The 19771-nt window shown below is 61.0% G+C and carries 17 protein-coding genes; 6 read left to right on the top strand and 11 right to left on the bottom strand.

Features of this window, described 5'->3' with window-relative positions; genetic code table 11:
* The first annotated feature begins 264 nt into the window (after window positions 1-264).
* The 6 genes from LOY68_RS16995 to LOY68_RS16970 all read left to right on the top strand — a co-directional run bounded on the left by LOY68_RS16995 (window position 265) and on the right by LOY68_RS16970 (window position 7260).
* A complete protein-coding gene (locus LOY68_RS16995; protein ID WP_265038671.1) occupies window positions 265-1281 on the top strand; it encodes an AraC family transcriptional regulator in 1017 nt (338 codons plus the stop codon).
* Window positions 1282-1530: 249 nt separating this feature from the next.
* Window positions 1531-3195 (top strand): AMP-binding protein, encoded by a 1665-nt coding sequence (locus LOY68_RS16990; protein ID WP_265038670.1) that lies wholly within the window; start codon window positions 1531-1533, stop codon window positions 3193-3195.
* A 16-nt stretch (window positions 3196-3211) separates the two neighbouring features.
* Window positions 3212-3973, top strand: a complete 762-nt coding sequence (locus LOY68_RS16985) for an SDR family NAD(P)-dependent oxidoreductase (protein WP_054045828.1) — start codon at window positions 3212-3214, stop codon at window positions 3971-3973.
* A 12-nt stretch (window positions 3974-3985) separates the two neighbouring features.
* The gene (locus tag LOY68_RS16980) at window positions 3986-5179 is read left to right on the top strand and encodes an acetyl-CoA C-acyltransferase (protein WP_265038669.1); all 1194 of its coding nucleotides are present in this window, start codon (window positions 3986-3988) and stop codon (window positions 5177-5179) included.
* A 166-nt stretch (window positions 5180-5345) separates the two neighbouring features.
* On the top strand, window positions 5346-6473 hold the full coding sequence (locus LOY68_RS16975; RefSeq protein ID WP_265038668.1) for an acyl-CoA dehydrogenase: 1128 nt from the start codon (window positions 5346-5348) through the stop codon (window positions 6471-6473).
* Window positions 6474-6486: 13 nt separating this feature from the next.
* Window positions 6487-7260, top strand: coding sequence for an enoyl-CoA hydratase (locus LOY68_RS16970; protein WP_265038667.1), 774 nt, complete (start codon window positions 6487-6489; stop codon window positions 7258-7260).
* Window positions 7261-7376: 116 nt separating this feature from the next.
* Here LOY68_RS16970 and LOY68_RS16965 read toward each other — a convergent pair whose 3' ends face one another.
* From LOY68_RS16965 to argH, 11 genes are all read right to left on the bottom strand, one after another.
* A complete protein-coding gene (locus LOY68_RS16965) occupies window positions 7377-8528 on the bottom strand; it encodes an acyl-CoA dehydrogenase family protein (RefSeq protein WP_265038666.1) in 1152 nt (383 codons plus the stop codon).
* 3 nt (window positions 8529-8531) lie between these two features.
* The gene (locus LOY68_RS16960) at window positions 8532-9638 is read right to left on the bottom strand and encodes an enoyl-CoA hydratase/isomerase family protein (RefSeq protein WP_265038665.1); all 1107 of its coding nucleotides are present in this window, start codon (window positions 9636-9638) and stop codon (window positions 8532-8534) included.
* Between the two features lie 284 nt (window positions 9639-9922).
* Window positions 9923-10618 carry an HPP family protein gene (locus tag LOY68_RS16955; protein WP_265038664.1) on the bottom strand — a complete coding sequence of 232 codons (696 nt, stop codon included), beginning with the start codon at window positions 10616-10618 and terminating at the stop codon, window positions 9923-9925.
* Window positions 10619-10774: 156 nt separating this feature from the next.
* Window positions 10775-11953, bottom strand: a complete 1179-nt coding sequence (locus tag LOY68_RS16950) for an MFS transporter (RefSeq protein ID WP_054045841.1) — start codon at window positions 11951-11953, stop codon at window positions 10775-10777.
* A 151-nt stretch (window positions 11954-12104) separates the two neighbouring features.
* On the bottom strand, window positions 12105-13448 hold the full coding sequence (locus LOY68_RS16945; protein ID WP_265045800.1) for an MmgE/PrpD family protein: 1344 nt from the start codon (window positions 13446-13448) through the stop codon (window positions 12105-12107).
* A 29-nt stretch (window positions 13449-13477) separates the two neighbouring features.
* Window positions 13478-14365: a polysaccharide deacetylase family protein gene (locus LOY68_RS16940; RefSeq protein WP_265038663.1), complete on the bottom strand. Its 888-nt coding sequence runs from the start codon at window positions 14363-14365 to the stop codon at window positions 13478-13480.
* Window positions 14358-15206 carry a polysaccharide deacetylase family protein gene (locus tag LOY68_RS16935; protein WP_265038662.1) on the bottom strand — a complete coding sequence of 283 codons (849 nt, stop codon included), beginning with the start codon at window positions 15204-15206 and terminating at the stop codon, window positions 14358-14360. Before LOY68_RS16935 ends, LOY68_RS16940 begins: the two co-directional genes overlap by 8 nt.
* A gap of 274 nt (window positions 15207-15480) precedes the next feature.
* Window positions 15481-16305, bottom strand: a complete 825-nt coding sequence (locus LOY68_RS16930; RefSeq protein WP_054045846.1) for an ABC transporter substrate-binding protein — start codon at window positions 16303-16305, stop codon at window positions 15481-15483.
* A gap of 39 nt (window positions 16306-16344) precedes the next feature.
* Window positions 16345-17109: an amino acid ABC transporter ATP-binding protein gene (locus LOY68_RS16925; protein WP_054045848.1), complete on the bottom strand. Its 765-nt coding sequence runs from the start codon at window positions 17107-17109 to the stop codon at window positions 16345-16347.
* Between the two features lie 10 nt (window positions 17110-17119).
* Entirely contained in the window at window positions 17120-17998 is an 879-nt protein-coding gene (locus tag LOY68_RS16920; RefSeq protein WP_054045850.1) for an amino acid ABC transporter permease, read from the bottom strand.
* A gap of 151 nt (window positions 17999-18149) precedes the next feature.
* A complete protein-coding gene (gene argH, locus LOY68_RS16915; RefSeq protein ID WP_265038661.1) occupies window positions 18150-19577 on the bottom strand; it encodes an argininosuccinate lyase in 1428 nt (475 codons plus the stop codon).
* Window positions 19578-19771: the final 194 nt, after the last annotated feature.

Here is a 19771-nt window from a genome sequence, read left to right as displayed (position 1 = left end):
AGGTTGCTAAGTTGTAACATAATGACACTCATTCTCACATGAGATCGATTGACTTTAGCTGAACCTTAGCTGAACGACCCAAAAGATCACCCCAATCCCTTGTGGGAGCGAGCCTGCTCGCGAATGCGGCTTAACATTCAACATCATCGTTGACTGATCCACCGCTTTCGCGAGCAGGCTCGCTCCCACAAGGCTCTCCCACAGGGGCTCTGCGCTGGGCTAATATGCCCGCCACTTGAACAAGAACAGGGCTCACCCCGCGCAATGTCGGAAAAAGACACCATCGCCATCCAACTGGTGCGTGAAGCGCTGTTGCAGAGTTGCGCGCCTGGCGCGGCCACCGAAGAGGTGTTGCACAAAGTCGGGATTGATCCGGCGTTGCTGGACGCTGTTGACGCCCGAGTCCCAGCCACTTCGTACGCACGACTGTGGCGTTTGCTGGCCCGGCGCGGTGACGATGAGTTTTTCGGCATGGACCCGCGCCAGCTCAAATCCGGCAGTCTGGAGTTTTTATGCCGCTGCGCCATGGTCCAGCCCAACCTCGCCGCAGGTCTCACCTCGGGCCTGGCCTTTCTTTCGTTGATGCTCGAACACCTGCCCGCGCAACTGGTGCGCCAGCAAAGTCTGGCGGAAATCGTCTTGCTGGAAGATGACCAGGAGCCACGCCGGGCCTTCACCTACTTCACGTATTGGATGATCGTCCACGGCGTTGCTTGCTGGCTGGCAGGGCGGCGGATTCCGATCCTGGCCATCGAATTGCGCTGCCCGGCGCCGGACTTTTGTGATGACTATCAGGTGATGTTTTCCGAAAACTTGCGCTTCGACCGCCCGCGCACGCGGATGATTTTCGCCGCCGATTGCCTGGACCTGCCGATCAAGCGCAGCCCGGAAGAACTCAAGCGTTTCCTGGCCCATGCGCCGGCCAATATCCTGGTCAAATACCGCGACCCGGAAAGCCTGGCCAGCCGCATCAAGCACGATCTGCGGCAACTGCCCGCCGAACAATGGCCGGAAACCGAAGCCCTGGCGCAGCAACTGTGCATGTCGGCCTCGACCCTGCGCCGGCGCTTGGCCGAAGAAGGGCAGACCTGGCAGGGTTTGAAGGACAGCGTGCGCAAGGAGTTAGCGATTGTCTGGCTGGCGGAACCGAGCATCAGCTTTGCCGAGATTGCGGCGCGGTTGGGGTTTGCCGATGCGAGTTCGTTCTACAAGGCGTTTCGCAAGTGGTCGGGGACTAATCCGGGGCATTATCGGAGTTTGATCCTGAGCGAAGCCAGCTGATCCGGATCCTGTATTGATCCATCTGGCCTCTTCGCGAGCAGGCTCGCTCCCACAGGGGAATGCATTCCAAATGTGGGAGCGAGCCTGCTCGCGAAGGGGGCTGGCCAAACAACACATCTCCTGAACCTTGGCCAAACCAGTCAAACAACTTGATAGCTTTGACCATTGCCCCGCACCCCGCGCGGCGCGAGTATTCCTGTGTTGATTACGGTTCCCCCAACCTAATAAAAATACAGAGGGATTCTGGCAATGCGCGATTACTTGTCTGCCACTTCACAGTTCGATTACCAGCACACCGTGGATGCCGCGCTCGCCGGCAATTTGTCGGCGCTTAACGCCTGCGTCGAATGTTGCGACCGTCATGCATTGCCGGGTCGCATTGCGCTGTTCTGGGAAGGGCGCGACGGCGCCAGTGCGACGTACACCTTCACGGATTTGCAGGACAAAGCCGCGCGTCTGGCCAATTTCCTCCTCGCCCAGGGCGTGCAAAAGGGCGACAAAGTCGCCGGTCTGCTGCCGCGTAACATCGAATTGCTGATCACCGTGTTCGCCACCTGGCGCATCGGCGCGGTCTACCAGCCGCTGTTCACTGCGTTCGGGCCGAAAGCCATCGAACACCGCTTGAGCAGCTCCGGCGCCAAAGTCGTGGTCACCGATGCGGTCAATCGCTCGAAACTCGCGGAAGTCACCGATTGCCCGACCATCGTTACCGTCTGCGGTCCCAAAGGGCAGGGCATCGTGCGGGGCGACTACAGTTTCTGGGCCGAACTGCCCAATTATTCCCCGGTATGCGAACCGGTATTGCTGAGCGGCGAAGACCCGTTCCTGCTGATGTTCACCTCGGGCACTACCGGCCCGTCGAAAGCGCTGTCGGTGCCGCTCAAGGCCATCGTCGCGTTCCAGAGTTACACCCGCGACGCCGTGGATTTGCGCCCGGAAGACGCGTTCTGGAACGTTGCCGATCCAGGCTGGGCCTACGGCATTTATTTCGGTGTCACCGGGCCGATGTCGATGGGGCATCCGATCACCTTCTACGATGGCCCGTTCACCCTCGAAAGCACCTGCCGGGTGATCAACAAATACAACATCACCAACCTGACCGGCTCGCCGACGGCTTATCGTCTGCTGATTGCCGGGGGCGAAGAGTTCGCCAAGTCGATCAAGGGCAAGCTGCGCATCGTCAGCAGTGCGGGCGAGCCGCTTAACCCGGAAGTGATTCGTTGGTTCGCCGACAACCTCGGCGTGGTGATCCACGACCATTACGGCCAGACCGAACTCGGCATGGTGCTGTGCAACCACCATGGCCTGGACCATCCGATCCACATGGGCGCCGCCGGGTTTGCCTCGCCTGGGCACCGCATCGTGGTGCTGGATGACGAGTACAAAGAACTCGGCGTCGGTCAGCCCGGCATCCTCGCCATCGACCGCACCCAGTCGCCGATGTGCTGGTTCAACGGCTACGAAGGCGCGCCGACCAAGGCCTTCGTCGGCAACTATTACCTGAGCGGCGACACCGTCGAGTGGAACCCGGACGGCAGCATCAGTTTCGTTGGGCGCAGCGACGACGTGATCACCACTTCCGGCTACCGCGTCGGCCCGTTCGACGTTGAAAGCGCGTTGATTGAACACCCGGCAGTCATCGAAGCGGCGGTGGTCGGCAAACCCGATCCGGAGCGCACCGAACTGGTCAAAGCCTTCGTGGTGATCTGCGAGCAATACCGCGCCACGCCCGAACTGGCCGAAGAGCTGCGCCAACACGTGCGCAAACGACTGGCCGCGCACTCGTACCCGCGTGAAATCGAATTTGTCAGCGAGTTGCCGAAGACCCCAAGCGGCAAATTGCAGCGCTTTATCTTGCGCAACCAGGAAATCGCCAAGGCTCAAGAGGCCGCGGCTCACAAAGCTTCTGCTTGAATCGAAGGAAATAATGATGCAGATCGAAAACAAGGTTTTTCTCGTCACCGGCGGTGCGTCCGGCCTGGGTGCCGCCACCGCTGAAATGCTGGTGGGCGCTGGCGCCAAGGTGATGCTGGTGGACATGAACGCCGAGGCTGTCGCGGCCCAGGCTGAACGTCTCGGCGCGCAAAGCGTAGTGGCCGACATCAGCAACGAAGCCGCTGCCGAAGCCGCCGTCGCCGCCACCGTCAAAGCCTTCGGTGGCTTGCACGGTCTGGTGAACTGCGCCGGCATCGTGCGGGGCGAGAAGATCCTCGGCAAGACCGGCCCGCATGCGTTGGCCAGTTTCAGCCAGGTGATCAACGTCAACCTGATCGGCAGCTTCAACATGCTGCGTCTGGCCGCAGCGGCGATCGCGGAAACCGAAGCGGACGCCGACGGCGAGCGCGGTGTGATCATCAACACCGCATCGGCAGCGGCCTACGACGGCCAGATCGGCCAGGCTGCTTACGCTGCGTCCAAAGGCGCGATTGTCAGCCTGACCTTGCCCGCCGCCCGGGAACTGGCGCGTTTCGGCATCCGTGTGATGACCATCGCTCCCGGCATTTTCGAAACACCGATGATGGCCGGTATGACCGAAGAAGTCCGCGCGTCCCTGGCCGCTGGCGTGCCGTTCCCGCCGCGCCTCGGTAAACCGGGCGAGTACGCCGCGCTGGTCCGGCATATCATTGAAAACAGCATGCTCAACGGCGAGGTGATCCGTCTCGACGGTGCCTTGCGTATGGCCGCCAAATAAGGAGGATTTGTCATGACCCTTTCCAACGATCCGATTGTTATTGTCAGCGCCGTTCGTACCCCGATGGGCGGTTTCCAGGGCGAACTGAAAAGCCTGACCGCACCGCAACTCGGCGCCGCTGCGATCAAAGCCGCCGTCGAACGTGCCGGTGTCGACTCTGACGCAGTTGACGAAGTGCTGTTCGGTTGCGTGTTGCCCGCCGGCCTCGGCCAGGCGCCTGCACGTCAGGCTGCACTGGGTGCCGGGCTGGATAAGTCGACCCGTTGCACCACCGTGAACAAAATGTGCGGTTCCGGCATGGAAACCACGATCCTAGCCCACGACATGCTGGTTGCCGGCAGTGCCGATGTGGTGATCGCCGGTGGCATGGAAAGCATGTCCAACTCGCCGTACCTGCTGGACCGCGCGCGCAGCGGTTACCGTATGGGCCATGGCCGGGTGCTGGACTCGATGTTCCTCGACGGCCTCGAAGACGCCTACGACAAGGGGCGCCTGATGGGCACCTTCGCCGAGGATTGCGCCGAGACCAACGGCTTCAGCCGCGAAGCTCAGGATGCGTTTGCCATTGCCTCGACCACCCGCGCACAACAGGCGATCAAGGACGGCAGCTTCAAGGCCGAGATCGTGCCGCTGACCGTCACCGTCGGCAAAGAACAGGTGCTGATCAGCAACGACGAACAGCCACCGAAAGCCAAACTGGACAAGATCGCCTCGCTGAAACCGGCATTTCGTGATGGCGGCACCGTGACGGCGGCCAACTCCAGCTCGATCTCCGACGGCGCGGCGGCACTCGTACTGATGCGCCGTTCCGAAGCCGAGAAACGCGGCCTCAAGCCACTGGCCGTGATCCATGGTCATGCGGCGTTTGCCGATACCCCGGGCCAGTTCCCGGTGGCCCCGGTCGGCGCGATCAAGAAGCTGATCAAGAAAACCGGTTGGTCCCTGGACGAAGTCGAGTTGTTTGAAATCAACGAAGCCTTCGCGGTGGTCAGCCTGGTGACCATGAGCAAGCTGGAAATCCCCCACGAGAAGGTCAACATCCACGGCGGCGCCTGTGCGTTGGGCCATCCGATTGGTGCGTCAGGCGCGCGGATTATCGTGACCTTGCTCTCGGCCCTGCGCCAGAAAGGCCTGAAACGCGGCGTTGCAGCGATCTGCATTGGCGGCGGCGAAGCAACGGCCATGGCCGTGGAATGCCTGTATTGAGGCAAACGCCAATCCCCCTGTGGGAGCGGGCTTGCTCGCGAATGCGGTGTGTCATTCAACATTAATGTCGACTGACACTGCCTCTTCGCGAGCAAGCCCGCTCCCACAGGGGGTCAGCATTTCAGCCAGACATTTGGTGCGTAAGGTTCATTTTTAAGGATTCACCATGATTCCCAATGACGAACAACTGCAGATCAGCGAAGCCGCCCGGCAATTCGCCCAGGAGCGGCTGAAGCCCTTCGCCGCCGAGTGGGACCGCGAGCATCGCTTCCCGAAAGAAGCCATCGGCGAAATGGCCGAGCTGGGCTTCTTCGGCATGTTGGTGCCCGAAGAGTGGGGCGGTTGCGACACCGGCTACCTGGCGTACGCCATGGCCCTGGAAGAAATCGCCGCTGGCGACGGCGCCTGCTCGACAATCATGAGCGTGCACAACTCCGTGGGTTGCGTGCCGATCCTCAAGTACGGCACCGACGAACAGAAAGAACGCTTCCTCAAACCGTTGGCCAGCGGTTCGATGCTCGGCGCGTTTGCCCTGACCGAACCCCAGGCCGGTTCCGACGCCAGCGGCCTGAAAACCCGCGCCAAGCTGAATGGCGACCACTACGTGCTCAACGGCTGCAAGCAGTTCATTACTTCCGGGCAGAACGCCGGGGTGGTGATTGTGTTTGCCGTGACTGATCCAAGTGCCGGTAAACGCGGGATCACCGCGTTGATCGTGCCCACCGATTCGCCGGGCTACAAAGTCGCGCGGGTCGAGGACAAACTCGGTCAGCACGCGTCCGACACCTGCCAGATTCTGTTCGAAGACGTGAAAGTGCCGGTGGCCAACCGTTTGGGCGAAGAGGGCGAAGGTTACCGGATCGCCCTGGCCAACCTTGAAGGCGGGCGCGTCGGCATCGCTTCGCAATCGGTGGGCATGGCCCGCGCCGCGTTTGAAGCGGCTCGGGATTACGCCCGTGAACGCGAAAGCTTCGGCAAGCCGATCATCGAGCACCAAGCGGTAGCATTCCGCCTGGCGGACATGGCGACCCAGATTGCTGTCGCCCGGCAGATGGTGCATTACGCCGCAGCGCTGCGAGACAGCGGCAAACCAGCGCTGGTCGAAGCCTCGATGGCCAAGCTGTTCGCCTCGGAAATGGCCGAGAAGGTCTGCTCGTCAGCGTTGCAAACCCTCGGCGGTTACGGTTACCTGAACGACTTCCCGCTGGAGCGGATCTACCGCGACGTGCGGGTGTGCCAGATCTACGAAGGCACCAGCGATATTCAGCGCATGGTTATTTCGCGCAATCTTTAAGAAGGAAATCTTTATGACCTATGAAACGATTTTGCTGGAAACCCACGGTCGCGTCGGCCTGATCACCCTCAACCGTCCGCAAGCCTTGAACGCGTTGAACGCGCAACTGGTCAGCGAAGTGAACCACGCCCTCGATGGCCTGGAAGCCGATTCGAACATCGGCTGCATCGTGCTGACTGGCTCGAAAAAGGCCTTCGCCGCCGGTGCCGACATCAAGGAAATGGCCGAGCTGACCTATCCGCAGATCTACCTCGATGACCTGTTCAGCGACAGCGATCGCGTGGCCAACCGCCGCAAGCCGATCATTGCTGCGGTTAACGGCTTCGCCCTCGGTGGTGGCTGCGAACTGGCGCTGATGTGCGACTTCATCCTGGCGGGCGACAACGCCAAGTTCGGTCAACCGGAAATCAACCTCGGCGTGCTGCCGGGCATGGGCGGCACCCAACGCCTGACTCGCGCCGTGGGCAAAGCCAAGGCGATGGAAATGTGCCTCAGCGGTCGTTTGATCGATGCCGTGGAAGCTGAACGCTGCGGGATTGTTGCGCGGATCGTACCGGCGGATGAGCTGCTGGAAGAAGCGCTGAAAGTCGCCGCGCTGATTGCCAAGAAGTCGTTGCCGATTGCGATGATGGTCAAGGAAAGCGTGAACCGCGCGTTTGAAGTCAGCCTGTCCGAAGGCGTGCGCTTTGAGCGTCGGGTGTTCCATGCGGCGTTTGCGACGCAGGATCAGAAAGAAGGGATGGCGGCGTTTATTGGTAAGCGTGAAGCTGAGTTCCAGGGTAAGTGATGTAGCGTTTTCGAGGATGCCTTCGCGGGCAAGCCTCGCTCCTACAGGTTATCGGTGTCCGTGTGACCGATACCAAACCTGTAGGAGCGAGGCTTGCCCGCGAAGCTTTTAAGGCATCACACCAAATAGTTCTTCAATTCCCGCGCAATCACCATCCGCTGTATCTCGCTCGACCCTTCATAAATCTGGGTAATCCGCGCATCGCGGTAATACCGCTCCACCGGGTAATCCTCCAGATACCCATACCCGCCATGAATCTGCATCGCCGACGAACACACCTTCTCGGCCATCTCGGACGCAAACAACTTCGCCTGTGAAGCCTCCGACAGACACGGCTTGCCGGCACTGCGCAACCGCGCGGCGTGGAGGATCATCAATCGTGCGGCGTTCAGCTGCATGTGCATGTCCGCCAGCATGTTGGCGATGCTCTGGTGCTCGATGATCGCCTTGCCGAACTGCACCCGATCTCGCGCGTAAGCCAGCGCCGCTTCGAACGCTGCCCGCGCAATGCCCAGCGCCTGGGCGGCAATGCCGATGCGCCCGCCTTCAAGATTGGAAAGGGCGATGGCCAGGCCTTTGCCGCGATCACCCAGCAGATTGGCTTCAGGAATGGTGCAGTTGCTCAGGGTTACCGCGCAGGTATCGGAAGCGCGGATGCCCATTTTGTGTTCGGTGCGATCGACGATGAAACCCAGGGTGTCGGTCGGCACCAGGAACGCCGAGATGCCGCGCTTGCCCAGGTCCGGGTCGGTCACGGCAAACACAATCGCCAGTTTCGCCCGTTTGCCGTTGCTGACAAATTGCTTGGCGCCGTTGATCACCCACTGGCCGTCCCGCAGTTCAGCGCGGGTGCGCAGGTTGTGGGCTTCGGAACCGGCTTGCGGCTCGGTCAGGCAGAAGCAGCCGATGGCCTGACCGCTGGCGAGGTCCGGCAGCCAGGTCTGTTTCTGCTCGTCAGTGCCGTAGTTCAGGACTGGCCCGCAACCCACGGAGTTATGGATGCTCATCAACGCGCCGGTCGCGCCATCGCCGGCGGAAATCTCTTCCACGGCCAGGGCGTAGGCGACGTAATCGACATAAGTGCCGCCCCATTCTTCCGGGACCACCATGCCCAGCAGGCCCAATTCACCCATCTTCGCCACCAGACCGTCGTCGATCCAGCCAGCCTTTTCCCAGGCCTGCGCATGGGGCGCGATTTCGCCGCGGGCAAAATCCCGGGCCATGTCGCGGATCATCACTTGCTCTTCGCTCAATTCGATATCGTGCATGGCTCAGCTCCCGCTCTGCTCAAAACCCGTGAAGAAACTCTCGACATGCTCGGCGTGCAGCGCCTGCAAGGTCGGCGGGTTCCAGCGCGGTTGCTTGTCTTTGTCGATCAGCAAGGCGCGTACGCCTTCGATCAGGTCGCCACGTTCGAACCACTGGCGGTCCAGGTGCAGCTCAAGGGCAAAGCACTGTTCCAGGCTCAGCTTGCGACCGCGTCGCAACATTTCCAGGGTCACACCCATGGCCAGTGGCGAACGGGTTTCAAGCAGGTCGGCGGTGGCTGTCGCCCATTGGTGGCTGTCGGCGACGGTCACTTCGCGCATTTGCTCCACCATACTTGCCACATCCGGCAGGGCGAAGAAGTGGTCGATGGCCGGGCGCAACGCAATCAGCGGCGCATCGGACAGTTGTTGCACGGCGAGTTTGGCCAGTACGCCTTGCAGGTCCTTGAGCGGCGAGTCGTGCCATTCCAGATGATCAAGTTGCTCATCCAGGCTGCCCAGTTTTTCGCTTTCCAGGTACCAGTCAGCCAAACCGCAATACAGCGCATCCGCCGCGCGAATCTGTACGCCGCTGACGCCCAGGTAAATCCCCAGTTCACCCGGAATCCGTGGCAGGAAGTAGCTGCCGCCTACGTCCGGGAAATAACCGATACCCACTTCCGGCATCGCCAGGCGACTGCGCTCGGTCACCACGCGCATATCGGCGCCTTGCACCAGGCCCATGCCGCCGCCCAGGACAAAGCCGTCCATCAAGGCCAGGACCGGTTTGCAATAATTGTGAATAGCGAGGTCGAGGGCGTATTCCTCGACGAAGAAATCTTCGTGCAAGGTGTCGCCGTTTTTGTAGCTGTCGTACAGCGAACGAATGTCGCCGCCAGCGCAAAAGGCTTTCTCGCCGGCACCGCGCAACACCACGGCGTTGACCTGCGAATCTTCGGCCCAGGCATCGAGCTGGTTTTGCAGGCGACGGACCATGTCCAGGGTGAGGGCGTTGAGACCGGCGGGGCGATTGAGGGTCAGGTGACCGATGTGATTGCGTACCTCGGCCAGCACTTCATTTTGCATGGCATCCATGGCGGTAGTCTCCTGGGATGAAACCTGAGCAGTCATCGATAACTCCCTGCTTTTATTGTTCTTTATAGACAAGCTCGCGCGCGAGCGATGCTCGATCGTAACAGTGCAAATTTGTGATGTACAACCGGGATAACTGCAGGTCGTGTATGCATTTTTACCTTAGTGCAAAATCCAGCGGCCGCGGTCGAATAGTTTTCCCTAGGCACGCGAAAACCCTGTGGGAGCGAGCTTGCTCGCGATGGCGGCGTGTCAGTCGACGTTGATGTGACAGACAGATCGCAATCGCGAGCAAGCTCGCTCCCACAGGGTTCGGTGGTGTGTCAGGTTCTGCTGCTAAGCACTTCGCCGATGCTGCGCCGCTTCGCATGCAATTCACTGGCATGAATCAACTGCTCAAGGTCTTCCGGAGTGACGTCGAAAAACGCCTCCATGTCCGCCAAGGCCAGTTTCAAATCCTCGGCAGTAATCGCCTGGCTGTCCGCCGAGGGCATGACTGGCGCCGGGTCAGCGGGGCGTTTTGGGTAGCGGATCTGCGTGAGGTTGTTATACGCCAACGCACTGAGCAGCATGGCCGAGGCGCTGAGCATCACCGGGCCGAGGGCTTTCCAGTCCAGGGCGATGGTCGCCGGGTCGGCCAGCACCAGCAACAGCGCCAAGGCCCCGGCCGGCGGGTGCAGGCAACGCAGCCAGCACATCAGGATCAGCGCCATTCCGGCTGCAAGGCATGCGCTGCCGAGCGTGCGGCCGAGTACATGAGCGACCAGCAGCGAAACCACCCCGGCGCTCAAGTAGCCACCGAGGATCGACCACGGTTGGGCGAGGGCGCCGGAGGATACGGCGAACAACAGCACCGCCGAGGCACCCAGCGGTCCGACCAAGTGTTGCGCCACTTCGATGCCGAACACCTGACTGCACAACCAGACGCTGAACAGCGTGCCCAGGGACATGCCGATGGCGGCGCGGCTCCATTCCGAAGGACGGGTGTTGACGGCGGCGGGTAACCAGCGTGCGAGCATGATGATTCCGTAGACAAAAAACCCAAGCAAAAAAAAGGCTTAGCTGGGATACCCAGAAAGCCCTTGAAGGTGTTCCAACTATTGGGGGAGGAACGAGGCACAGTGTGCCGTTGATTCCCGGTGCTGACAAATTCATATTAATGCAGATTCAGTGCATTATTTTTGCAGTAAAGCCACGCGCCGACCGGCCATGAAACACAACGATCCGCCCATCGCAGTCAGCGCACACAAGGCGTAGAACATCGTCGGCGCCGGGGTGTGCATCAGCAGGAAACCGCAAATCACCGGGCTCAACGCGCCACCGAGGGCCGCGAGGTTCTGTGCGCCGTAGTAACTGCCGCGCAGTTCTTCCGGGGCCAGGGTGTCGACGAACAGGAACTCCGCTGGATAGATGATCATTTCGCCGAGGGTGAAGATGAACATCGCCACGCACCAACTGACCAGGCCGTCCGCCAGGCTGAACCCGATCAACCCGACGATGAACAGGCTGGTGCCGCCGGCAATCCAGTAGCGCAATTGTTCGCGCTTGAGGAAGCGGCCGATCTGGTATTGCAGCAGGATCACACTGATGGCGTTGCAGGCGAGCAGGGCGGCCATGGTTTCCAGGGCGCGCTTGGAATCGTGGGTCACCAGCAGGTATTGCGACAGGTACAGGGTGAAACGGCCGTGGACCACGGTGCTGAACAGACAGCCGCAGGTGAACATGATCAGCGTACGGTCGTTCTTCAGGGTGGTCAGGGTCTTGAGAAAGCTTTGCGGCTGGCCGATGGCGGGCACTTGGGCCGCGTCTTTTGGAATCCCGCTCATCAGGAAGATACTGAAGAACGCGATGCCGCCGGCGATCAGGAACGGCGCAATCGGATACACCCCGGCGATCACCACGCCGAGCATGGGGCCGGTGGCGTAGCCGATGTTGGTCAGCGTGTAGCGCAGGGAAAACGCCTTGGCCCGCTGGCCCATCGGCAGGTTTTCGCTGAGGATCGCCTTCGAGCCGATCAGGAACAACGCCGAAGCGGTTTCGGTGATCACCAGGGTGGCGGTGGTCAGGTAGAGGTTCTCGGCGAAGGTCAGCAGCACGAAGCCGATGGCGCTGGAGAGCATGGCCAGGATCAACAGCCGCCGTTTCTCCAGCCGGTCGATGATGTAGCCGCCGTAGAGCGCGAGCAGGGTGGCGATAAACACCGCGATGCCCAGCAGCAGGCCAACGTCCTGTTGGTTGAGACCGAGTTTGTTGCTCAGGAACAGCGTGAGCAACGGGCTGGTGATGGCGCGGCTGACGACAATGGTCAGCGAGCAAATCATCAACCGGCGGATAACGAGCGAGTAAGTGGCCACGGTGGTGCGGATGTCCTTATTCAGATGTTGTAGTGCTAGGCGTCATACCGAGTCGCTGCCATTCGCGGGCAAGCCTCGCTCCTACAGGTGTGCGCTAACCCCGTAGGAGCGAGGCTTGCCCGCGAAGAGGCCAGTGCAGGCAGTACAGATTTCAAGTCAGCCACCGATCCAGCATCGCAACAGATTCCAACTCTTCAACCCGCCACAGCTGCTCAAGCAATTCCTCAGCCTTCCCCCGCGCCAATACCCGCCCGGCCAGACTGAAAAACTTCTCCTCCAGCGCCGCATCACTCAGCGGATTCCCCGGCGCGCCCAGCGGCACTTCAACGCACAGGCTCGCCTGCCGACCGTCCACGGTCCGCACGCTTACAATGGGCTCGCCATCCTCAGACAATCGCGGGTCCACCTCAAGCCGAATCCTCGACATCCAGTGCGCGATTCGCGGGTCACCGCGTTGTGCATCGTCATACGCCTGCAACCGGCAATGCCCCAGTACCAGCCGCGCGGCGAGGGCATAACGCAAACTCATCTGCGCCGCTGCCAGACTCGCGACTTCCTGGCCGCCGCACATGTCCTGCAGGAACCCACACAGCGACACCTGGATGTCCTCGACCTGATCGACATCAACCTGCAACTGCGCCAGCAACAACCCAAGGGCATCAATCGCCGAATGGGTCCCGCGACACGCGGCGTAAGGCTTGATCGAGCAGCGGGCGAGTTTCCACACCCGGCCCAGCTCCGCGTCCAGCGCCTCGGGCACGGCGGTATCGCCGGCGAGGGTCTTGAGAAAACCGCCCCAGACATCATCGAACAGTTTCGTCGGCCCGGTGATGCCGCGCTGGGCAAACCGCGCCGCGAGCAAACCACCTTCGGCAGCGCGACCGCTGTGAAGTTTTTTGCTTTGGGAGCCGTCATGGATAAAGGCCCAAAGCCCGCCGCTGAAACTGCCGGCGATGCCGAGCGCGGACAGGGTTTGCGCAGCATCGAGGCCGAGAATCCGTGCACTGGCCGCTGCCGCACCGAACACGCCACAAGTTGCCGTAGAGTGCCAACCGGCGCCGTTATGCGCCGAATAGCTGCCGCAGGCTTCGAGCACGCGACGGCCGATTTCGTAGCCGATGACCACGGCGGTGATGAATTCCCGGCCGCTCACGGTTTTGCCGGACATCGACACGGCAGCCATGACTGCCGGCAGCACCACGGCGCCGGAATGATCGCAACCACCGGTGTCGTCCAGCTCCAGCGCATGGGCGGCGATGCCATTGAGCATCGCCGCTTGAGCCGCGCCGACTCGCCAATCGGTGCCCCAGACCAGCGTGCTGCCGGTTTCGCCTTCGAACACCAGACGCGCCTGTTTCGCCACATCACTGCCAGCCCCGGCCAGGGTCGCGCCGAAGGTGTCGAGAATGTGGCGCTTGGCTTGTGCCACCAGCGCCGTCGGCAAATCCTCAAAGTGGGTATCGACGCAAAACTGCGCCAGGTGCTCCATGCGCATCACGCCCTGGTAGGCGCTGGCGAACTCGTTCATACGCCGTAATCCCGATAATGCCGTTCATACACCGCCGCTGGATGATCCTCCGTCACGGTCACCCCCGAATCCGCCCACCATTGCGCGACTTCGCCCGCCGTGGCGATCCACACGTCCTTATGTTGCTGAATGCCTTCGAGCAACTCGCGCAACACGCCGATCCGCCCCGGCGTGGCGATGATTTCCGGGTGCAGCCTCAGCACGTAGCACAGGCCAAAGCGATGAAACCCGGCGAAGTCCATTTGTAGGTTGCCGAGGGTGTGGCTATAGGAAGCGATCCGCGATTGCGCTGGCGGCACCGCCGGGCTGAGGTTGAAGGCGAAGTAGGGTTCGTCTTCCAATTCGTAGTGCAATGGCAACTCGATGACTTCGGGTGCCGTCGGGTGAGCGAATGGCAAATCATCGCCGCGCCACGACGAGGACCAGCGAATGCCTTGATCCCGTAACGCTTCGATGAATCCTGGTGCGCCATTGCCCGCCGGAATGCGAAACCCGGTCGGACGCACGCCGGTCAACGCGGCCAAGGCTTCGCAGCCCTTGGCGATGTCGGCGCTCTGTGCAGCCAAATCAAGGTCGTCGTAGTTCTGATGGCGATAACCTGCGCAGGCGATTTCATGTCCGCCAGCGAGTATTGCCCTTATGTGTTCAGGGTTTTCCTCGGCGACGATGCCGGGAATGCACCAGCTGCTGGACACGCCCAATTCTGCAAACAAACCCAGCAGGCGATCCACGCCGCGCTGGCTGCCATAGCGCCACACCGATAGCGTCTTGTCGCGCCCGGCGACTTCCGGGGCCTGGGTCAGGATGCCGTGGATGTCGTTGTAATCGACGGTCAATACGACGGCGCAGCGATAGCCGTTGGGCCAGACATTGGAATCAGCCATGGTGATGCTCCTTCAGCCACCACTGGGCGACATCGCGGCAGGTGGCGAACCACACGTCATCGCGCTGGCGCATGTGTTCGAAAAGTTTTTCCAGCAACAGGATGCGTCCCGGTTTGCCGGTGATCTTGGGGTGGAACAGGGTGGTCAGGCACAAACCTTCGTCCATGGCGCCGTCGTATTCGCGGCACCAGTTGTCGAGGGTCAGTTCGTAACTGGCGGTACGGTCCAGCCCGGAAGGGAAGTTCGGGGCGCGGGTGTAGGCGAGGGAGGCGTAGTCGTCCATTTCCCAGCGCCCGGGGATTTCTACCAGCGGGGTGTCGAAGCCGGGGACGTTGACCAAGTAAGGCCGGTCATCGCCACGCATGCTGCTGGAATAGGTCACGCCGGCTTCCACCAGCATCGCCGGGGTTTCGGCGCGCCAGTCACCGGACGGCGTGCGAAAGCCTTCGGCGCGGATGTTCAGGTGCTTCCAGAACACCTCGCGGGATTTCTTCATCACGTCCTTCTGCTGGTCCAGCGTCAGGGCGTAAAAGGATTCGTGTTTGTAGCCGTGGTACGCCACCTCATGCCCGCGCTCGACAATCGCCTGGCATTGTTTCGGCCAGTTTTCCACGACCCAGGCCGGGACGAAGAACGTCGTCGGGATTTTGAACGCGTCGAGCAAATCGAGAAGACGGGGCAGGGCGCGATACGGGCCGTAGCCACCGAAGCCGAAGTACTCGGGCTTGTGCCAGATCGAGCCGTTGAGCATGGCATCGCCGGTCGGGCCGTCGAGATCGAAAGCCAGGGCGAGGCAGGCCTTGTGCGGGGCGGGCCAGGTGGGTTGTAGCGAGGAGGACATCAGTGGCACTCCATTCATCTATAAGTAAAAACACAGTCCCCTGTGGGAGCGGGCTTGCTCGCGAAAGCGGTGTGTCCGTCAACATCAATGCTGGCTGACAGGGCCCCTTCGCGAGCAAGCCCGCTCCCACATTGGATTTGAGTCGATCACAATCTCTTGGCCAGGCAAGAACCCTGTGGGAGCGAGCTTGCTCGCGATGAGGTCGTCACATTCAACATCTCTGCTGACTGACACACCGCCTTCGCGGGCAAGCCTCGCTCCTACAGGGCAAGCATTACTTGCCGGCGTTGATAGTCACAGTCTTGATCGCGCCCAATTCCAGGTCCCACTTCTTCAGGATGGTCTGGTACGTGCCGTCATCAATCATGCTCTGCAACGCCACCTTCACCGCTTCACTCAGCTCAGGCTTTTTCTTGCTCAAGCCCATGCCGGAGAACTGCACGGAAATCGGCTGGCCAACGGTCTTGTACATGTCTTTTTCCTGAGTCTTCAGGTACGACAAGGTCTCGCTACCCTGCATCGCTGCATCGATGCGGCTCTGGCGCAGTTGCGCACGGGCATCCGCCGAGCCTTCGGTGCCGACTACCACGATCGCCGGTTTGCCGGCGGCTTCGCAGTTGGCTTTGCTGTACTCGGCGATTTCCGCCGGGAAGGTAGTGCGGCGGCTGGTGCCGACTTTCTTGCCGCACAGGTCGGTGATCTCGTTGAAGTCCTTGTTCTTTTGCAGGGTGTAGAACTGCGGACCGCTGGTGAAGTAGTCGACGAAGGTCACGCTGGCCTGACGCTCTACAGTGTCGGTCATGCCCGAAAGCACCATGTCCACGCGGTCAGTGGTCAGCGCGTTGATCATTTGCTCGAAGCCGGTTTCCTGCCATTTGATCTTCACGCCCAGACGCTCGGCCAGGGCGTTGCCCAGGTCATAGTCGAGGCCCGTCAGCGTGTTGGTCGCCGGGTCCTTGAAATCCATCGGCGGGTAGTTCGGCATGATCGCAACGACGATCTCGCCCTTGGCCTTGATGCTGGCCGGCAATTCGGCGGCGAAGCTGAAGCTGGAAGCCATCAGGCCGGCGAGTACTGCTGGAATTACGAAGTTCTTCATGGTCGTTCTCTTATGAGTGTTGTGAGCGCCAAGCGACGCTTAGGTTCGAACGGCAGAAATGAAGCTTTGGGTGCGCGGGTTTTGCGGACTTATTAGTATTTCTTCGGGGCTTCCAGCCTCCACGATCTGCCCGCCGTCCATAAACACCATGCGGTTGGAAACTTCGCGAGCGAAGCCCAGTTCATGGGTGACGACGATCATGGTCATGCCGGTTTGCGCCAGATCGCGCATCACCGACAGCACCTCACCGACCAGTTCCGGGTCGAGTGCCGAAGTGGGTTCATCGAACAACATCAGCTTGGGCCGCATCGCCAGGGCGCGGGCAATCGCCACCCGTTGTTGCTGGCCGCCCGACAGTTCAATCGGGTAGCTGTTGCATTTGTCGGCCAGGCCGACGCGAGCGAGCAATTCCAGGGCTTCTTCGTGCGCTTCTTTGGGCGAGCGCTTGAGCACCTGGCACGGGCCTTCGATGATGTTTTGCAGCACAGTCATGTGCGGGAACAGGTTGAACCGCTGGAACACCATGCCGGTGGCCAGGCGTTGACGGGCGATCTGCGACTCATTGAGTTCGTGCAGTTTGTTGCCGACGACCCGGTAACCCACCAGTTCGCCGTCGACCCAGAGGCCGCCCTTGTCGATTTTTTCCAGCTGATTGACGCAGCGCAGCAAGGTGCTCTTGCCCGAGCCGGACGGGCCGATGATGCACAGCACTTCGCCTTGCTCGACCTCGATGTTGATGTCCTTGAGCGCGTGGTACTGGTCGTAATATTTGTTCAGGCTTACGGCCTTGACGATGTTTCTCATGTCGGATTCCTCAAGAACGCTTGCCGGCGCCGCGAGCGAAACGACGCTCCAGACGGCTTTGACCAAAGGACAGGACGGTGACGGCGACCAGGTACCAGATACCGGCGACGATCAGCAACTCCATGACCCGGGCGTTGGCGTAGTAGATGTTCTGGGCGTTGTAGAGCAGTTCCGAGTACTGGATGACGCTCGCCAGCGAGGTCATTTTCACCATGCCGATGAATTCGTTGCCGACCGGCGGAATGATGATCCGCATGGCCTGCGGCAGGATGATCCGGCGTAGCGCTTGCAGGCGCGGCATGCCGATCGACTTGGCGGCTTCGTACTGCCCGGTGTCCACCGACAACAGGCCGGCGCGCACCACTTCGGCGGTGTAGGCGCCCTGGTTGATGCTCAAGCCGAGCAGGGCGGCCACGAACGGCGTCATCAGGCTCACGGTGTCCATTTCGAACAGGCCGGGGATGCCGATAGTGGGGAAGATCAGCGCCAGGTTGAACCACAACAGCAGTTGCAGGATCAACGGCGTACCGCGGAACAGCCAGGTGTAGGTCACCGCCACATAGCGCAGGATCGGGTTGGCCGACATGCGCATGATCGCGGTGATTACCCCGAACACAATCCCCAGCGCCATCGCCAACACCGCCATGACGATGGTGTTGAACAAGCCCCACATGATCGCCTGGGAGGTGACGAACTGGCCGATGTACGACCATTCGATCTTGCCTTCAGCGAAGGCGCGCACCAAGCCGAGAATCGCGATGACGATCACGGTAGCGAAGAAAATCCGCCCGTAATAACGCCGTGGCACATGGTGGTACTGGGTGATATCAAACTGGTTGTCCGCCAGGTTGCGCTCCGCCTGGAGACGTTCTGCTTGAGTCTGGCTCATGATGTTTCTCCGTACACTGGTGTTTCAGGTCTAACTCAATCCCTGTAGGAGCGAGGCTTGCCCGCGAAGGCGGTGGGTCAGTTTGAATCAGTGGTGACTGACACACCGCCTTCGCGGGCAAGCCTCGCTCCTACAGGGTTTTCGCTCTGGTTCAGAGGCGAAAGCCCTGATAGTTTTCGGTCCACTCTTGCTGCGCGGCGAGGGCGGTTTTCAAGCGGCCGATCTGTTCGCGCACCTGTTGCGGCGCGGTGCCGCCCCAGCCACTGCGGGCAGCGATGGCGGCTTCCAGGGTCAGGCTGTCGCGTACTTCCGGGGTCAGGCGTGGGTCGATCTCGGCCAGCAGCGCCGTCGACGCTTCCCACAACTCGATGTCATGTTTCTCACAGGCCTGGACCAGTGCACCGGTAATCTCGTGGGCTTCCTTGAACGGTACGCCGCGCATGGCTAGCCAGTCGGCGACTTCGGTGGCAAGGGTGAAGCCCAGTGGCGCCTGGCGCCGCAGCTCTTCAACGTTGACCTTCATGGTCGCGACCATCCCGGCCATCGCTGGCAGCACCAGCAACAAGGTGTCGACACTGTCGAGCACGCCGTTCTTGTCTTCACTCAAGTCGCGGTTGTAGGACAGCGGCAAAGATTTAAGGGTGGAGAGCAGACCGGTGAGGTTACCGATCAGGCGGCCAGCCTTGCCGCGAGCGAGTTCAGCGATGTCCGGGTTTTTCTTCTGCGGCATGATCGAGCTGCCAGTGGCGTAGGCATCGTCCAGCGCGACCCAGCGAAATTGCCGCGACGACCACAGGCAAAACTCTTCAGCGAGGCGGGAAATGTTGATCCCGAGCATGCTGGCGATAAACAGGAATTCGGCGACGTGGTCACGGCTGGCGACGGCATCAATGGAGTTTTCGCACACGCCGCTGTAGCCCATTTCCTTGGCCGACTGCTGCGGCAGGCGAGCAATGGCGGAACCGGCCATGGCCGCAGCACCGAGTGGCGACAGCGAAGTGCGCACGTCCCAGTCCACCAGGCGTTGCACATCACGCAGCATCGATTGGGCGTGGGCCAGCAAGTGGTGGGCGAAGACGATCGGTTGCGCCTGCTGCAAGTGAGTGAAGCCAGGGCAAATGCTTTCGATGTGTTGTTCGGCTTGATCCACCAGCGCCTGTTGCAGGGCCAGGACTTCAACGGCCAGGGTGCGCACGTGATCACGCAGGAACAGACGCAGGTCGTTGGCGGTCTGGTCGTTACGCGAACGACCGGCGCGCAGCTTGCCACCGAGGGCGCCGAGGCGTTCGGTTAGCAGGCGTTCGATAAAGGTGTGGACGTCTTCGTCGTCCAGGGTCGGGGCGATGCTGCCAGCCTTGAAGTCGGTGCCGATGCGCTCAAGGGCATCGAGCATGGTCAGGGTTTCTTCTTCGCTCAACAGGCCGGCTCGTTGCAGTTCCCGGGCATGTGCCTTGGAGCCGGCGAGGTCGTAAGGCGTGAGGCGAAAGTAGCGCTCGGGGCAACGGGACAGGGCCGCCAGGGCTTCGGATGGGCCGCTTTTGAAGCGTGCACCCCAGAGACGGTCGGTGGTTTGAGACATTGTTGTTTTTCCTCGTCGTTACGCGAAAGTCAGAAATTGATCTGGTGTTTTGCGAAGAGCTTCGCGGGCAAGCCTCGCTCCTACAGATCGGTGTGCCAGGCCCCGAACACTTGCCTTGAGTCGATAAAAAATCGACCGGGCGTGGTCAGGCCAAAGCAGTTTTCAAAGGGGCAGTTGCGAAGGGGCGAGAGCTG

This window comes from Pseudomonas sp. B21-053 (assembly GCF_026016365.1).
GTDB lineage: Bacteria > Pseudomonadota > Gammaproteobacteria > Pseudomonadales > Pseudomonadaceae > Aquipseudomonas > Aquipseudomonas nunensis.
Note: the sequence above shows the minus strand (reverse complement) of the source record. Positions and strands in the feature narration are given on the sequence as shown.

Coding starts and splice junctions, on each gene's coding strand:
- LOY68_RS16995 (WP_265038671.1), top strand. CDS start 265: ATGTCGGAAAAAGACACCATCGCCATCCAACTGGTGCGTGAAGCGCTG.
- LOY68_RS16990 (WP_265038670.1), top strand. CDS start 1,531: ATGCGCGATTACTTGTCTGCCACTTCACAGTTCGATTACCAGCACACC.
- LOY68_RS16985 (WP_054045828.1), top strand. CDS start 3,212: ATGCAGATCGAAAACAAGGTTTTTCTCGTCACCGGCGGTGCGTCCGGC.
- LOY68_RS16980 (WP_265038669.1), top strand. CDS start 3,986: ATGACCCTTTCCAACGATCCGATTGTTATTGTCAGCGCCGTTCGTACC.
- LOY68_RS16975 (WP_265038668.1), top strand. CDS start 5,346: ATGATTCCCAATGACGAACAACTGCAGATCAGCGAAGCCGCCCGGCAA.
- LOY68_RS16970 (WP_265038667.1), top strand. CDS start 6,487: ATGACCTATGAAACGATTTTGCTGGAAACCCACGGTCGCGTCGGCCTG.
- LOY68_RS16965 (WP_265038666.1), bottom strand. CDS start 8,528: ATGCACGATATCGAATTGAGCGAAGAGCAAGTGATGATCCGCGACATG.
- LOY68_RS16960 (WP_265038665.1), bottom strand. CDS start 9,638: ATGACTGCTCAGGTTTCATCCCAGGAGACTACCGCCATGGATGCCATG.
- LOY68_RS16955 (WP_265038664.1), bottom strand. CDS start 10,618: ATGCTCGCACGCTGGTTACCCGCCGCCGTCAACACCCGTCCTTCGGAA.
- LOY68_RS16945 (WP_265045800.1), bottom strand. CDS start 13,448: ATGCGCATGGAGCACCTGGCGCAGTTTTGCGTCGATACCCACTTTGAG.
- LOY68_RS16940 (WP_265038663.1), bottom strand. CDS start 14,365: ATGGCTGATTCCAATGTCTGGCCCAACGGCTATCGCTGCGCCGTCGTA.
- LOY68_RS16935 (WP_265038662.1), bottom strand. CDS start 15,206: ATGTCCTCCTCGCTACAACCCACCTGGCCCGCCCCGCACAAGGCCTGC.
- LOY68_RS16930 (WP_054045846.1), bottom strand. CDS start 16,305: ATGAAGAACTTCGTAATTCCAGCAGTACTCGCCGGCCTGATGGCTTCC.
- LOY68_RS16925 (WP_054045848.1), bottom strand. CDS start 17,109: ATGAGAAACATCGTCAAGGCCGTAAGCCTGAACAAATATTACGACCAG.
- LOY68_RS16920 (WP_054045850.1), bottom strand. CDS start 17,998: ATGAGCCAGACTCAAGCAGAACGTCTCCAGGCGGAGCGCAACCTGGCG.
- argH (WP_265038661.1), bottom strand. CDS start 19,577: ATGTCTCAAACCACCGACCGTCTCTGGGGTGCACGCTTCAAAAGCGGC.